Below are 15,110 nucleotides of genomic sequence, written 5' to 3' on the forward strand. Positions count from 1 at the left end.
CCGATGCGTGCGGCGGGCCGGGCGTGGATCGCGCTGCTTCTGCTGTTGACCTTCCTGGCCCTGCTGCCGGGCCTGTTGTATCTGCTGGGATTGGTCGCGACCGAGGGCCGACCGCAACCTGTCGATTCCCCGGGGAGCGGCGTCGTGTGCGGTGCCGCGAGCTACGCCCACCACGTACCGTTGGATCCATGGCGATTCACGGCGCGCCACGTGGGGGTGAATGCGAAGGTGAACGTGCCCGATGTCGAACTCGAAGCCTCCTGGATCGCACGCGTCCACCTCGGCCATCCACGCCGCGGCATGCTGCGCTGGCACCTGAGCTCGGCAGCACTGACCATCTGGATCACCCGGCACTGGTCATCACGGCAGATCGCCGGCACGGCGCGGGCCGAAGGGTACTGCCCGCCCAGACCGTCGCATGGACGCGGATCAGACTGACCGGGCCTGCTGGGACAGGGTGCTCTGGTGATCCAGCTCTTCCTGCCGGGACCGCGCATCGGTCTGTCGATGTGCGTCATTCATCGTCTGCAACTGCGCCAATGACGTGTCCACGGGGGTGGCAAATGCCTGCGCGGCCGGCATCTGTGCCCTGAGATGGGCCGGGTCGGACGGATCGCCCTGCACGACGAAGAGCGTTTCCGCCCTGCCGTCCTGCGAAGGGGAGGCGCCCAGCACGACGTGGTCGATGCGTGTCAGCCCGGCCTCGCGGGCCAGGCAGGTTGAGCTGGCTGCAAGGCGTTGCGCGTTCTCGCCGAAAGGCTGGGCCCGGCTGTCTTCCAGGCGCCGTACCGCCTCCTCGGCCTGTTGCAGCAGTGGGTCGGAAAGCGCGGCACGCCGTCGCTCCGGTTGTGCGGGTTCGACGTGCAGCAGCTGTTCGGGCATCCCGTTGCGCGGGGCGCGGTTGAGGTCGATGGAGCCGTCGGCATTCTGCTGGCGATGCAGTTCCGCACGCGGCACGGTGGACCACTGGCCATCGATGAAAGCGTGGCCGCGACCGTCCCGGTTCCAGATCACCAGATCATCGCCGGAGGCGTACAGGCCGGCGGTGGCCGGCGAGTTGCCGGCCGCCTGCGGGCGGCCCCAGGCATGTGAGCGCCCGTGCTGCAGGGCATCGAGGTAGGCCGGTGCCTCGGTGTTCTGCAGGAACAGGGTCTTGACCACTTCGTAGCGATGCAGGGCCTCGGGGTGTGCGCGATCGGCAGCCAGCGTCACCGGGCTGGCCAGCGGGTCGGCGGAGACACCGGCGAACACATCGCGCATCGGATTGCCTGGCCCTGCGGCTCGCAACCGGTTGAAGACCTCGGTGCCCTTCAGCGCGTGCTCCACGCCGCTTTCCAGGTAGTCGGGCTGTTCCCTGCCGCGTACGACGCGGTTGGGAAGCATGCCGTCGATCCGTGTCTTGACGTCATCCACGCTGGCCAGATCGCCGCTGGCAATCGACCGCAGAACACCAGGATAGCGGCTCAACCCTGCCTGGTTCTCCAGCTTCATCAGCATGGTGGCAAGCTTGGCCTGGTCATCCAGCGACGCATGCTGGTACAGGTCCGTGCCGCGCAGCTGCTGCATCGCGCCGCCAGGATCCCGGCGGCCATCGCCGTGGCGGAGCAGTCGGTCGACCTGGCTGACATCGTGTGCATGCACGAACGCAACGCCGTCGCTGGATGCGAGAAAGGTGTTCAGATGGCCGCGGACGGTCCCATCCAATGCACGCCCGTTCTGCGCCCTGATGCCGTCGCCATCGCGCTGCAGGTCGGAAACCGTCTGCTGCCGCTGGCGTGCATCAAGCTCCAGCGAGGGCTGCTGCTGGCGCGCCCAGCGCTGATAGGCGTCCACCAGCTGGGTCGCCACCTCCGGGTGCTGGCCCAGATCGGTCTGCAGCGTGCCGATGGAAAAACCACTGTTGCCCACCGGCGTCATGACATTGCCGCTGATGTTGCCGGCAAAGGACAGCTGGTAGGCCACGTTGCGGCCGGCGTTGCTGCCCTCGGACGCCACGCCGATGGCGAAGTAGGCCAGTGTGCGCAGCTGCGCATCGCTGAGCTGCGGACGATCCTGCGGTGCGGTGCTCATGGGCTGTTCTCCTTGCCGTTGGCGGTGCGTCCACACATCTTCAGCGCTTCGCGCACGGATGCGATGAGGCCGACGTACTCGTCCGCTGCAGCCGGTGACATCCCGTCTGCAAGTTCGTCATCGCTGCGCGCGGCGTCCTCGGCATAGGGCGACAGTGCGGCCTGACAGGCCGCATTGTTTCCTGCCTCATGCTGGGCCGAAGCGATCGCCAGCCTGATGTCGGCGATCGTGCTCAATGGAAGGGTGTCCGCGCAGGACGCCTGGAGCGCTTCCAGCGTGCTGGCGGTGCCCGCGGCGGAATATGGCGCGGTCTTTGCAGCCGCCTTGCGCAGCGCGGCGGCAATATTGTCCGTCATGCAACGGTCGCTCACCGCAAGGTAGTGGCCCTTGAATCCACCGTTGCTGCCGCAGTAGGCGGCGCAGGCATCGGCCGTGCGCGTACCGACCTCGATGCCCTTGGCGGTAGGTTGCATCGTGAGCAGGCATTGCGCTGCGCCGGGTGCGGGATCCACCGCGACGGACCGCAGATCGTCGCCGAGCGTGCCCGCCAGGCTGCATCCGGCGCCGGAGGATTCAGTCTCCAGGTGGAACTGCAGCGACGTGCTGCCAGGGCGTGCCTGCAGCAGCAGCTGTCCCCATCCTCGTTCGGTCGAGTAGGTACCGGGTGACAGGCGCGGAGAGGGCGCTGGCGAGGAGGCGGAGACTTCCGCCTGCGACTGTCCCGCAGGACAGCCCGAGAGGAGGGCGGCCGCGACCAGGGCGGGCAACCATTTCAGCAGATCCATGCGGCTTCATTCCATGAGCGACCGGCTTACGCTAGCAGCCCGTGCGTGAAGGCCACCGGGGCCCGGGGCCTACCGCTTCGGCCGCCGGTCGTCCTGGTCATCACCAAAGATGATGCGCGCACTGCGCTGGTAGCTCCAGTACGCCACCGCCCAGTTCAGCAGCACCACGATGCGGTTGCGGAAGCCGATCAGGAAGAACACGTGCGCGGCCAGCCAGAACCACCAGGCGAGGATGCCCGACAGCTGCAGTCGGCCCAGGTGCACGATGGCAGCCATGCGGCCGATGGTGGCCAGATTGCCGTAGTCGGCGTACTTGAACGGACCGGGTTCGGGCTTGCCGTGCAGGCGCGCGCGGATGACCTCGGCCACGTACTTGCCCATCTGCTTGGCCGCGGGCGCCACACCGGGTACCGGCTTGCCGTTGGCCTGGTTCAGCGCGGCCAGGTCGCCGGCCACGAACAGCTCGGGATGACCGGGCAGGGTCAGGTCCGGCTGCACCTGCACGCGTCCGGCGCGGTCCAGCGGCACCTCCAGCGTGCGCGCCAGCGGTGAGGCGGCCACGCCGGCGGCCCACACCACGGTGCGTGCCGGCACGAACTGATCGCCGAGCTTGAAACCCTGGCTGTCGATGTCGCTCACCGGGGTACCGGTCAGCACTTCCACGCCCAGCTTTTCCAGCTGCCGGCGCGCCTTCAGCGAAAGTACTTCCGGGAACGAGGACAGCACGCGTGGGCCTGCTTCGACCAGCCGCACCTTGGCGCTGGCCGGGTCGATGTGGCGGAATTCATTGCGCAGCGTATGCCGCGCGATTTCGGCCAGGGTGCCGGCCAGCTCGACGCCGGTGGGGCCGCCGCCGACGATGGCGAAACTCAGCCACGCCGCCTTCTTTGCCGGGTCCGGTTCGGCCTCGGCACGCTCGAAGGCCAGCAGCAGCTTGCGGCGCAGCGCGATGGCATCGTCCAGCGTCTTCAGGCCGGGCGCGTCATCGGCCCATTGGTCATTGCCGAAGTAGGCGTGGGTGGCGCCGGTGGCCAGCAGCAGGCTGTCGTAGTCCAGCGTGCTGCCATCGGCCATGCGGATCTGCCGCGCCTGCTTGTCGATGGCCACCACTTCGCCCAGGCGGACTTCCACGTTGCGCTGGTGGCCGAGGATGTGGCGCAGCGGTGCGGCGATATCCGGCGCGGACAGGCCCGCGGTGGCCACCTGGTACAACAGCGGCTGGAACAGATGATGGTTGCGGCGGTCGACCAGGGTGATGCGCATGCGCTCGCGGGCCAGGGCACGGGTGGCCCAGAGACCGGCAAAACCGCCGCCGACAACGACCAGGTGGGGAACGCGCTCACGACTCATCGACTCACTCCAGTGGGGGCATTGGGGGAAGCGCCTGGCATCTTCTCACGGCGACCGCCTGTCACGTCAGCGCCCGCGTGGATCGGCGATACTCGGGTTCAGGCAACCGCCCGCGAGGAGTCCATGAGCGAACCGGAAAAGCGCATCGCCCTGTTGATCGACGCCGACAACGCGCCGGCCTCGAAGATCGACGAGGTCCTGGCCGAAGTCGCCCGCTACGGCGTGGCCAACGTGCGCCGCGCCTATGGCAACTGGAAGAGCCCGCGGTTGAAGGGCTGGGAAGCGGTGCTGCACGAATATGCGATCCGCCCGATCCAGCAGTTCGCCTACAGCAAGGGCAAGAACGCCTCGGACATGGCGATGGTGATCGATGCCATGGACCTGCTGTACGCGCGCAACCTCGATGGTTTCGCCATTGTGTCCAGCGATGCCGACTTCACCCCGATGGTGATGCGCCTGCTGACCGACGGCGTGAAGGTCTATGGCTTCGGCGAGAAGAAAACGCCGGAACCCTTCGTCAATGCGTGCTCGAAGTTCACCTATCTGGAGGCGCTGGGCCAGACCCATGCCAGCGTGCCGGATACCGAACAGGCATCGAGCGAACAGGCATCGAACGAGCCGGTGGCCAACGACGATGCGCGCCCGCGCAAGAGCGGTGCGGAAATGCGCAGCGACACGCGGCTGGTGAAGATGCTGCGCCGCGCGGTGTCCGCGGCCGAGGGCGAGGATGGCTGGTCGCACCTCGGTCCGGTCGGCAGCCAGATCGGCAACCAGGCATCGTTCGACCCGCGCAACTACGGCTACGGCAAGCTCAGCGATCTGCTGGCGGCCATCGGCCTGTTCGAACTGAAGAAGGATGGCAAGTCCTCCTACGTGCGCGCGCTGCCAAAGAAGAACCGGTAATGCCGGCCGCTGGCCAAAAAGAACCGGTAGTGCCGGCCGCTGGCCGGCAAGCCCCAGATGCCAGATCCCGCATCCGGCACGCACATCCCCCACCCGATCAGGCGTATCGTTGCCGCTCGCATTGCCAGCAAGGAAAACCCGCATGTTGAAGATCTGGGGCCGTCGCAATTCCAGCAACGTCCGCAAGGTGCTGTGGTGTGCCGAGGAGATCGGCCTGCCGTACGAGTCCATCGAAGTTGGTGGCAGCCACGGCGGCACGCAGACGCCGGAATACCAGGCGATGAATCCCAACAGCCTGGTGCCGGTGATCGAAGACCACGGCCTGCCGCTGTGGGAGTCCAATGCCATCGTGCGCTATCTGAGCGCACGCTACGCGCTGGGCACGCTGTACGCTGAAGACCCGATGGAACGCGCCCAGGCCGAGAAGTGGATGGACTGGAGCACCTCGCGGATGGCGCCGCTGTACAGCGACCTGGTCTGGGGCATCATGCGCACCGCACCGGCCGACCGCGACGAATCGCGGATCAATGCCGCCATCGTGCGTGCTGGCGACTATCTTGCGATGGCTGATGCAACCCTGGCCAGGCAGCCGTGGCTGTCGGGCGATACGTTCGCGATGGGCGACATCCCGCTGGGCTCGCAGATCTACGCGTGGTTCGAACTGCCGATCCAGCGCCCGGAGCTGCCGCACCTGGCTGAATGGTACGCCCGCCTTCGCGAGCGCCCCGCCTACCAGCGCGGCGTGATGTCGCCTCTGACGTAGCGAAAGTGTTCGGGGTCAGAGCCCTTTTCTGCAAAAGGGATCCGACCCCGATAGCCAAAGGGTCGGATCCCACCCGACGGGTGGGCTCTGACCCCTCAGTACAGATCCGTCGGATCCACATCCAGCGACCAGCGCACCTTGCGCGCTTCCGGCAGCGCATACAGCTGCGGAACCAGTTGCGAAAGCGCCCCATGCAGTGGCGGCCGCTGCACGGCAGACAGCAGCAGCTGCGTGCGTTGGTAACCGGCGCGCCGCGGCATCGGCGCCGGCATCGGCCCATACGCCTCCACCACGTTCTGCTCGCCCAGCAGCTGTCGCGCGGCCAGCAGGAACGCATTGGCATGCTCCACCTGCTGGGCTTCGCCGCGCATCAGCGCCAGATGCGCGAACGGCGGGAATCCGGCGGCCTGGCGCTGGTTCAATTCGGCCTGTGCGAACGGGTGGTAACCACCGCTGACCAACGTTTCCAGCAGCGGATGCCCGGGGTGATGGGTCTGCAGCCAGACCTCACCGGGATCACGTGCGCGGCCCGCACGGCCCGCCACCTGGATCAGCTGCTGCGCCAGCTTCTCGCTGGCGCGGAAGTCGGCCGAGAACAGGCCTTCATCAATGCCGACCACCACCACCAGGGTCAGCTTGGGCAGGTCGTGGCCCTTGGCCAGGATCTGCGTGCCGACCAGGATGCCGGGCCGGTCGCCCAGTTTCGCCAGCTGTTGTTCCAGTGCATCGCGGCGTGAGGTGGTGCCGCGGTCGATGCGCACCACCGGGAAATCGGCGAAGGCGGCGGTGAGATGTTCTTCCAGGCGCTCGGTGCCGATGCCCTGTGGTTGCAGCGCCAGGCTGCCGCACGCGGGGCATGCCAGCGGTGCCGGCTGACGCGCGCCGCAGTGATGGCACTGCAGGCGACGGCCACCGCCATGCACGGTCATCGGCGCATCGCAGCGGTTGCACGGTGCGGTCCAGCCGCAGTCGTGGCACAGCAGTACCGGCGCGTAGCCACGGCGGTTCTTGAACACCAGCACCTGCTGGCCGCGCTGCAGGTGCTCGGCGATGCCGGCCAGCACATCGGCCGACAGGCCGTCATGCAATGGCCGCTTGCGCACATCGAGGATGCGCACGCGTGGTGGCCGCGCATCACCGGCACGCTGCTTCAGGCGCAGGTGGGTGTAGCGCCCGGCATAGGCGTTGTGCAGCGTTTCCAATGAAGGCGTAGCGCTGCCCAGCAGCACCGGGATGCCCAGCGCCTTGGCCCGCACCAGGGCGAAATCGCGCGCGTGGTAGCGGATGCCGTCCTGCTGCTTGTAGCTGCCGTCATGTTCCTCGTCGACGATCAGCAGGCCGGCCTGCGGCAACGGCGTGAACACGGCCGAGCGGGTGCCGACGATGACCCGCGCTTCGCCGCGGGAGGCCGCTGCCCAGACGCGCGCGCGCTCGTTGTCGTTCAATCCCGAATGCAGTGCATGCACGGCGATGCCGAGGCGGCCGCGGAAGCGTGCCAGGGTCTGCGGGGTGAGGCCGATTTCCGGCACCAGCACCAGCGCCTGCCTGCCTTGCGCCAGGCAGTGGATGATGGCCTGCAGGTAGACCTCGGTCTTGCCGCTGCCGGTCACGCCATCCAGAAGGAACGGTTGGAAGCCCTCGACTGCGTTGATCGCCGCCACGGCCTCGGCCTGGTCCGGGTTGAGGGTAGGGCCGGGCAGCGGCTGCGCGTGCTGCGGCGCCACGCTCAGCGCCACGCGCTCGGCCAGTTGCCGCTTGGCGAGACTGCGCGCGGCGGTGCGCCAGTCGTCCATGCGTTCACCCAGCACGTCTTCATCCACGATGGCGTCGGCCAGCAGCTCGGCCAGTTGCCGGGGGCGGCTGCCGGCGCGCAGTTTTTCGCGCTGGGCGCGGCCTTCGGCGGTCAGCTGCCAGCCCCAGTGATGGGTGTCGGGCAGGGCGTCGCCATGGCGCAGCGGGCCCGGCAGGGCGGTGCTCAGCACCTCGCCCAGTGGTGCATGGGTATAGCGCGCCAGCCACTGCAGGCTCTGCCAGAGCTCGCCCTGCAGCAGCGGTTGCGGGTCGCACCAGGCCAGTGCCTGGCGCAGTCCCTGGCCGTCATCGGTCTGGCCGTGGCCGACCACCACGCCGACCAGCTCGCGGTTGCCGAACGGCACCTTCAGGCGGCAGCCGACCGCGACCGTGGGGCCATCGCCCTCCGGCGACAGGTAATCGAACAGGCGTGGCAGCGGGACGGGCAGGGCGACCTGCAGGGTCGGAATGGGTGAAAGCATCGGGCCAGTGTAACGGGCCATGCGCGCGCGAATGGCAGGGGGCAGAGGCGGCCGGGGAGCCCCCGTTGAATCATAAATGTCACCTAAATATCGGTGTCCATTGGAGATTCAGTCTTATCCACATGTTCTGTGGATAACGTTGTGCGTTACCGGTCGACGGGAACGCAGGAGGCCGATGGCGACGAGCTCACGCTTGGGTTGGTCAAAAAATCGCCACACTTCAAAGTCATTCAAAATCAACAACTTGAGTGTGAAACATTGCTGAAACAGAGTGAATTCAGCTGGATGCCGCAGTTTTCCCCGAAGCGGGCGTGGTGCTGTGCACAACCTGCAGCACGAAGTGCCTTTGGGCGCAAGTCCTACGGGTGCCGATGGGCTGCCGCTATCATGCCGGCAGACCTTTGGAGTGACCGATGACGGCTGTGCCCGCCCCTGTTTCCTCGACCGCGGCCGGCGCGCTGTCGGCGTTCCTGCGTGGCGTCGAGCGCCGCGCCCTGGTGGTGGCTGAGCTGCAGTGCGGCGATGCCGCGCGTGCCGAGCAGACCCTGGTGGCGGTGATGCGCGCCTTTGCCGCGGTCGCCAGCGACCTGCCGATGGCGCAGTGGCCGACCCGCTTCTGGACCCTGTTGGGCCAACGCCAGGCACTGCGCGAGCCGGTGGGCGGCCAGTGGCTGCCGCCGTTGGCTGCGCTGGGCGAGATGGGCCCGCTGCCGCGCTTGGCACTCCTGTTGCGGGTGGGCGGCAGTCTGGACGAGGGTATCGCCATGCGCGTGCTCGACCAGGACGAAGCGGGCTACCAGCACCTGCTGGCCGATGCCTGCCCCCGCGATGCACACGGCCAGCCCGATGCGTCGGCCTGGCGCCAGCTGGCCGAACAGGTGCAGCTGCGCATCCGCGACCTGCCGGCCAAGCGCCTGCAGCAGCTGCAGCAGCCGGCCGCACCGGCCGCCAGCAATGAAGCTCCCACGACCAGTTGGCGCGCACCGCAGCGCGATGAACGTGCGGCCGCCCAGGGCAAGCGGCGGCGTGCCAATGCCAGGCCGCGCTGGCGCGGTCCGGTGATCCTGCTGGTGACGGTGGCGGTGCTGTTGGCCGCAGCGCTGGGCTGGCGCTACTGGCAAGGGCATTCATCCGGTAGCGATGCCCCACTGCCGGAAGGTGTCGTGGGTGAAGCTGGCCCGGTCACGGTGGAAGCGCTTCCGCCGAGCAAGGTCAACGCCACGCCGGATGCGACCCCGGCCCAGGCGTCCGACGACGCCACGATGCTGGCCGACCGCGACTATCCGCTGGTGGCCGATGCCGATCTGTATGCCTGGACCGCCGCCGGCGGCCCGTTGCCGGTGGATGAATCGCAATCCAGGCCGAGCCGGCCGGAGCCGGCCAGCACTACGCTGGAAACGGCTGCCGCCGATGAATAAGCCCCTGTTCGCCAGCCTGCTGCTGGCCCTGCCGCTGACGCTGTCCGCCGCGCCGCAGACCTTGAACGTGCCGTTGCCGCCGGCGGTGCCGGCCACGTCATCTGCCGCGCCAGCCCCGGCCGCCGCACCTGCTGCGCCCGCATCGTTTGCCCAGCTCGATGCTCCGCAGCAGCGTCAGCGCCGTGCCGACTACGCGGCCTGGCGCGCCCTGCCGGAGAGTGAGCGCGAGCGCATCCGCCAGGCGGCTGCGCGGTTCAACGCGCTGCCGGCGGACCAGCAGCAGCGTCTGCGCCAGCAGTTCCAGGCGCAGGACCAGGCGTTCCGTGAAGGCTGGCGGCTGGGCCCGCAGCTGGGACTGGAGTTCCCCAAGCTGCACGGCCTGTTCGGCTTCGTGCCACCGGAACAGCGCGAAGCCGCGCTGGCCGTGCTGCGCCAGCTCAGCCCGGCGCAGCTGGCCCAGCTGACCCTGGTCGCGCAGCGCACGCCACCGCAGGAACGTGACAAGGTACGTGGCGCGTTCCTCGCCGTGCCGGCCGCCGAGCGCGACACCTGGCTCAAGCGCCAGGCCGGCCAGTAGACCCGAGGGCGTAGCGTCGACGGGTTGCGTCGACGGGTAGAGTCGACTGTTAGTCGACTTCCGCGCGCAGCGCGGGGTTTTCGCGGTTCTGCATGAAGAGCAGTCGACCAAAAGTGCAGTCGACCCAAAGCGCAGTCGACTAACAGTCGACTCTACCGCAGCGAGGGCCTGCCGGAACCCAGCATTCACGCCATGTCATGGGAATGCGCGCGCTGCGCGCGTAAGATGACCGGCCGCAACCCGGTGCCTGTGCCCTTCGCGCGCAACCGTAGTTCGCGTCAAGCACCTTATGTCTACTGCAACCTCCACGCCGCGCTTCAGCAAGGAAGTCGGCGCCACCGGTCTGCTCGCCCTGCCGCTTGTGCTCGGGCATGTGTCCACCGGTCTGATCTCCTTCGTCGACAACGTGATTGCCGGCCACCACGCCACGGCCACCCTTGCCGCGGTGACCATCGGCACGGCGCTGCTGTGGCTGCCGATGCTGATCCCGATCGGCACCCTGATCTCGCTCACCGCCTCGGTGTCGCAGCTGCATGGCGCCGGCCGCGAGCGCGAGATCGGCCCGCTGTTCCGCCAGGCGCTGTGGCTGGCATTGGGCCTGGGCCTGATCATGTTCACCTTCCTCACCGTGGTGCCGCCGCTGCTGCCGGCCTTCGGCATCGCACCGGACATCGTGCCGGGCGCCACCGCGTTCCTGCATGCGGTGCGCTGGGGGGGGCCGGCGCTGACCCTGTACTTCTGCATGCGCTACCTCAGCGAGGGCATGCACTGGACGCTGCCGACCATGCTGCTTGGCTTCGGCGGCCTGCTGGTGCTGGCGCCGATGGGCTACGTGCTGGCCAACGGCAAGCTCGGTTTCCCGGAAATGGGGGCCGAGGGCCTCGGCATCGCCTCGGCGGTGATGATGTGGCTGCAGGCCATCGCCTTCGCCACCTACCTGTGGTTCACCAAGCGCTTCGCCCACCTGCAGTTGTTCTCGCACTTCGAGGGGCCGCGCTGGAAGGCGATCTGGGAGTTGCTGCGCACCGGCCTGCCGATCGGCATCACCGTGCTGATGGAAGGCGGCCTGTTCATCGTCACCGCGCTGCTGATCGGACGCCTCGGTGCCAATGAAGCGGCCGCGCACCAGATCGCGATCAACGTCGCGCAGCTGTGCTTCATGATCCCGATGGGCGTGGCCGAAGCCACCACCGTGCGCGTGGGCCATGCGGTCGGCCGCGGCGATGGCTTCGGTGTGCGCCGTGCGGCGTGGGCCGGCTACGCGATCATCATGGGCACGCAGACGCTGTCGGCGGCGGTGCTGCTGTTCGGCCACGATGCCATCGTCGGTGTCTACACCAACGACCTGGCGGTGGCCGGCCTGGCCTCGACGCTGCTGCTGTACGCGGCCACCTTCCAGTTCCCGGATGGCATCCAGGTGCTGTCGGCCGGTGCGCTGCGCGGCCTGAAGGACACCCGCGTGCCGATGTTCATCGCCATGTTCGCGTACTGGGGCCTGGGCATGCCGCTCGGCGCCGGGCTCGGCCTGGGCCTGGGCATGGGCCCGCAGGGCATGTGGATCGGCCTGATCGTCGGCCTGACCGCCGCCGCCATCCTGATGGGCTGGCGCCTGCGCCGCAGCAGCCTGCGCATCGGCCAGTCGATGCTGTCCTGACCTTCCGTGCCCGCCCCCCACCGTGGCGGGCGATCCCCTGACTTGTGTCCGATGCCGCATCACGCGGCACCGGCTATGCTGGTACCACGGCAAGAAGCCATCCGGAGCGCTCCATGAATCAACCCGTGCCCCCGCTGCCCCCGGCGCGTCGCAATCCCGTCGCCAGTTTCTTCATCGGGCTGTGGGACGTCATGAACTTCACCCGCCGGTTGATCCTCAACCTGGTGTTCTTCGGCCTGCTGTTCCTGCTGCTGGTGATGTTCGTCATCGCCGCCGGCATGGGCGCCGGCGCCAGCAAGTCGCTGCAGGACCGCACCACCCTGGTGATCGCGCCGGAAGGCCGCCTGGTCGAGCAGTTCAGCGCCGATCCGGTCAGCCGCGCGCTGGCCAAGGCGGTGGGCGACAACGGCGCCGAGGAGATCCAGCTGCGCGACCTGCTGCGGGTGATCGAGTCGGCCAAGGAAGACAAGAAGATCGAGCGCGTGGTGCTGGAGCTGGACAAGCTGCAGCCGTCGGGCTTCGCCTCGCTGCGCGAAGTCGCCGCCGCGCTGCAGGACCTGCGCGCGTCTGGCAAGCAGCTGGTGGCCTACAGCGAGAGCATGGGCCAGTCGCAGTACCTGCTGGCCGCACAGGCCGACGAGGTCTACCTGGACCCGATGGGGTCGGTGGTGCTCGAGGGCCTGGGCCGCTACCGCCAGTATTTCCGCACCGGCCTGCAGGACAAGCTGGGCGTGGACGTGCATCTGTTCAAGGTGGGCGAGTACAAGTCCGCGGCCGAGCCGTACGTGCTCGATGCGGCGTCGCCGGCTTCCAAGGAAGCCGACCTGTTCTGGATGAACGATGTGTGGCAGCGCTACCTGGCCGACATCGCCAAGGCCCGCCGCCTGGATCCGGCACAGCTGGCCGCCGGCATCGACACGCTGCCGGAAGGCATTGCCGCCGCCGGTGGCGATCTGGCCAAGTTCGCCCTGCAGCAGAAACTGGTGACCGCGCTGAAGACCCGCGAGGAATTCGAGGATCTGATGATCGAGCGCGGCGTGGCCGACGACGATGCCGACGGCGGTTTCCGCAACGTCGACTTCGGTCGTTACCTGGCCCTGCTCGACGCGCGCCGCAACCCGGTGGACTCGCGTCCGCAGGTGGCGGTGGTGGTGGCTGAAGGCGAGATCAGCGGTGGCGACCTGCCGGCCGGCCGCATCGGTGGCGAGTCGACCTCGGCGCTGCTGCGTGCTGCCCGCGACGACGAGAACGTGAAGGCCGTGGTGCTGCGCGTGGATTCGCCGGGCGGTGAAGTGTTCGCCTCCGAGCAGATCCGCCGCGAAGTGGTGGCCCTGCAGGCCGCCGGCAAGCCGGTGGTGGTGTCGATGGGTGACCTGGCCGCCTCCGGTGGCTACTGGATCAGCATGAACGCCGATCGCATCTACGCCGATCCGTCGACCATCACCGGTTCGATCGGCATCTTCGGCATGGTGCCGAACTTCAGCCGCGCGCTGGACAAGATCGGCGTGCATACCGACGGCGTGGGCACCACCCGCTTCGCCGGTGCCTTCGACGTCACCCGCCCGATGGACCCGGCCGTGGGCCAGGTCATCCAGACGGTGATCAACAAGGGCTATGCCGACTTCACCGGCCGCGTTGCCGATGCCCGCAAGAAGCCGGTCGAGGCGGTCGACGAAGTGGCCCGTGGCCGCGTGTGGAGCGGTGCGCAGGCCAAGGAACGTGGCCTGGTCGATGCCTTCGGTGGCCTGAAGGACGCCGTGGCCGACGCCGCCAGCCGTGCCAAGCTGGGCAAGACCGATGCCTACCGCGTGCGTTACATCGAGAAGGCGGCGACGCCGTTCGCGCAGTTCGTCAGCGGTTTCGCCGGCAGCCGCGCCGGCGCCTGGATGCTGTCCGATTCGGGCATGGCGCGGATGATGCTGGCGCGCACGATGCCGGAAGTGGACACTCAGTTGCGCTTCGTCGAGAACGCGGCCCGCGAGAAGGGCAACGGCGCGCCGGTGAAGGCGCTGGCGTACTGCTTCTGCGGGTTCTGATCGGAAAGCATCCACGCATGGCGTGGATCTACTGGAAACGCCCGGCTTCGGCCGGGCGTTTTCGTTCATGGGGTTGGACCCCTTTGCTTCGCAAAGGGCGCTGACCCCACAGGCCCACCATCATTGCGTCGCGTCGGCTTCGGCCTTGCGCTCGCGTGCGGCGGCCTCTTCCACGGCCTTCCGTGCGTCCTTCGCACGGTCCAGGGGCTCCTGCATCGCGCGCGACATCGCCTTGGGCACCGGTGGCTTCTCCGGGTTCGGCGTCGGCGGCCGCTGGCAGGCCACCAGCAGCACGCTGGCCAGCAGGGACGAGGACAGGGGCAGGATGCGCATGGCGGCTCTCCGCGGTGGGCGTAGGTGCAGTGTCGCATCCCCGGCAGGGGGCCACCGTGAGCGCGTATCCTTGCCGCATCGAAATGCAGCGGGCGCGGCCCCGGAGGACACATGACCCAGCAACGGTGGCGCCTGGACGGCCAGACGGCCCTGATCACCGGCGCCAGCGCCGGCATCGGCCTGGCCATCGCGCATGAACTGGCGGGGCTCGGCGCCGACCTGATGATCGTCGGCCGCGATATCGACATGCTGGAGACCGCGCGCGACGAGCTGCTGGACGTGTATCCGCAGATGCAGGTGCACGCGCTGGCCGCCGATGTCTCCGACGACGAGGACCGCCGCCAGATCCTGGACTGGGTGGAAGACCACAGTGATGGCCTGCACATCCTGGTCAACAATGCCGGCGGCAACGTCACCAAGGCGGCCACGGAGTATTCCGAGGACGAATGGCGGAAGATCTTCGAGACCAACCTGTTCTCGGCGTTCGAGCTGTCGCGCTACGCGCATCCGCTGCTGGCTCGCCACGCATCGTCGTCGATCGTCAACGTCGGCAGCGTGTCCGGCCTGACCCACGTGCGCAGCGGCGTGGTCTACGGCATGACCAAGGCCGCGATGCACCAGATGACCCGCAACCTGGCCGTCGAGTGGGCCGAGGATGGCATCCGGGTCAACGCGGTGGCACCGTGGTACATCCGCACGCGGCGGACCTCCGGTCCGTTGTCGGACCCGGATTACTACGAGGAGGTGATCAACCGTACGCCGATGCGCCGCATCGGCGAGCCGGAGGAAGTGGCCGCGGCCGTGGGCTTCCTGTGCCTGCCGGCAGCCAGCTATGTCACCGGTGAGTGCATCGCGGTGGATGGCGGCTTCCTGCGTTACGGGTTCTGATCTTTCGGTGGTGGTGCCGGCCGCTGGCCGGCAACCACGGGATCTTCAGATGATTGCAGT

Annotated in this window: 13 protein-coding genes; 8 read left to right on the top strand and 5 right to left on the bottom strand. The window is 68.2% G+C overall.

Annotated elements, in window-relative coordinates:
• Window positions 1–3: 3 nt before the first annotated feature.
• Complete coding sequence (locus D7T59_RS02915; RefSeq protein WP_164136783.1) at window positions 4–438, top strand: hypothetical protein; 435 nt, start codon at window positions 4–6, stop codon at window positions 436–438.
• Here the strand turns inward: D7T59_RS02915 and D7T59_RS02920 are convergent.
• The 3 genes from D7T59_RS02920 to D7T59_RS02930 all read right to left on the bottom strand — a co-directional run bounded on the left by D7T59_RS02920 (window position 430) and on the right by D7T59_RS02930 (window position 4,205).
• Window positions 430–2,070, bottom strand: a complete 1,641-nt coding sequence (locus D7T59_RS02920; protein WP_180851008.1) for an XVIPCD domain-containing protein — start codon at window positions 2,068–2,070, stop codon at window positions 430–432. The two genes, D7T59_RS02915 and D7T59_RS02920, sit on opposite strands and share 9 nt — an antisense overlap.
• Window positions 2,067–2,855: a hypothetical protein gene (locus D7T59_RS02925; RefSeq protein WP_164136781.1), complete on the bottom strand. Its 789-nt coding sequence runs from the start codon at window positions 2,853–2,855 to the stop codon at window positions 2,067–2,069. Before D7T59_RS02925 ends, D7T59_RS02920 begins: the two co-directional genes overlap by 4 nt.
• Window positions 2,856–2,924: 69 nt before the next feature.
• On the bottom strand, window positions 2,925–4,205 hold the full coding sequence (locus tag D7T59_RS02930) for an NAD(P)/FAD-dependent oxidoreductase (protein ID WP_164136780.1): 1,281 nt from the start codon (window positions 4,203–4,205) through the stop codon (window positions 2,925–2,927).
• 123 nt (window positions 4,206–4,328) lie between these two features.
• Between D7T59_RS02930 and D7T59_RS02935 the strand changes: the two genes are divergently transcribed.
• Together D7T59_RS02935 and D7T59_RS02940 are read left to right on the top strand one after the other, a co-directional pair.
• Window positions 4,329–5,108, top strand: a complete 780-nt coding sequence (locus D7T59_RS02935) for an NYN domain-containing protein (protein ID WP_005411210.1) — start codon at window positions 4,329–4,331, stop codon at window positions 5,106–5,108.
• Window positions 5,109–5,250: 142 nt separating this feature from the next.
• Window positions 5,251–5,871: a glutathione S-transferase family protein gene (locus D7T59_RS02940; protein ID WP_099554526.1), complete on the top strand. Its 621-nt coding sequence runs from the start codon at window positions 5,251–5,253 to the stop codon at window positions 5,869–5,871.
• Between the two features lie 95 nt (window positions 5,872–5,966).
• Here the strand turns inward: D7T59_RS02940 and D7T59_RS02945 are convergent, their stop codons facing one another.
• Entirely contained in the window at window positions 5,967–8,144 is a 2,178-nt protein-coding gene (locus D7T59_RS02945) for a primosomal protein N' (protein WP_180851028.1), read from the bottom strand.
• Between the two features lie 413 nt (window positions 8,145–8,557).
• On the opposite strand from D7T59_RS02945, the gene D7T59_RS02950 reads away from it, so the two are divergent.
• The 4 genes from D7T59_RS02950 to sppA all read left to right on the top strand — a co-directional run bounded on the left by D7T59_RS02950 (window position 8,558) and on the right by sppA (window position 13,829).
• A complete protein-coding gene (locus D7T59_RS02950) occupies window positions 8,558–9,562 on the top strand; it encodes a hypothetical protein (protein WP_180851009.1) in 1,005 nt (334 codons plus the stop codon).
• Window positions 9,555–10,139 (top strand): DUF3106 domain-containing protein, encoded by a 585-nt coding sequence (locus tag D7T59_RS02955; RefSeq protein ID WP_164136778.1) that lies wholly within the window; start codon window positions 9,555–9,557, stop codon window positions 10,137–10,139. The genes D7T59_RS02950 and D7T59_RS02955 overlap by 8 nt, the downstream gene beginning before the upstream one ends.
• Before the next feature lie 289 nt (window positions 10,140–10,428).
• The gene (locus D7T59_RS02960) at window positions 10,429–11,793 is read left to right on the top strand and encodes an MATE family efflux transporter (protein ID WP_014038646.1); all 1,365 of its coding nucleotides are present in this window, start codon (window positions 10,429–10,431) and stop codon (window positions 11,791–11,793) included.
• Between the two features lie 113 nt (window positions 11,794–11,906).
• Window positions 11,907–13,829 carry a signal peptide peptidase SppA gene (gene sppA, locus D7T59_RS02965; RefSeq protein WP_180851010.1) on the top strand — a complete coding sequence of 641 codons (1,923 nt, stop codon included), beginning with the start codon at window positions 11,907–11,909 and terminating at the stop codon, window positions 13,827–13,829.
• Between the two features lie 120 nt (window positions 13,830–13,949).
• On the opposite strand, the gene D7T59_RS02970 is transcribed toward sppA, so the two are convergent.
• The gene (locus tag D7T59_RS02970) at window positions 13,950–14,162 is read right to left on the bottom strand and encodes a hypothetical protein (RefSeq protein WP_180851011.1); all 213 of its coding nucleotides are present in this window, start codon (window positions 14,160–14,162) and stop codon (window positions 13,950–13,952) included.
• Window positions 14,163–14,273: 111 nt separating this feature from the next.
• Here D7T59_RS02970 and D7T59_RS02975 point away from each other — a divergent pair, with 111 nt between their 5' ends.
• Complete coding sequence (locus D7T59_RS02975) at window positions 14,274–15,050, top strand: SDR family oxidoreductase (protein WP_106469245.1); 777 nt, start codon at window positions 14,274–14,276, stop codon at window positions 15,048–15,050.
• Window positions 15,051–15,110: the final 60 nt, after the last annotated feature.

Origin of the sequence: Stenotrophomonas maltophilia (assembly GCF_013464915.1) — a bacterium.
GTDB lineage: Bacteria > Pseudomonadota > Gammaproteobacteria > Xanthomonadales > Xanthomonadaceae > Stenotrophomonas > Stenotrophomonas maltophilia_AT.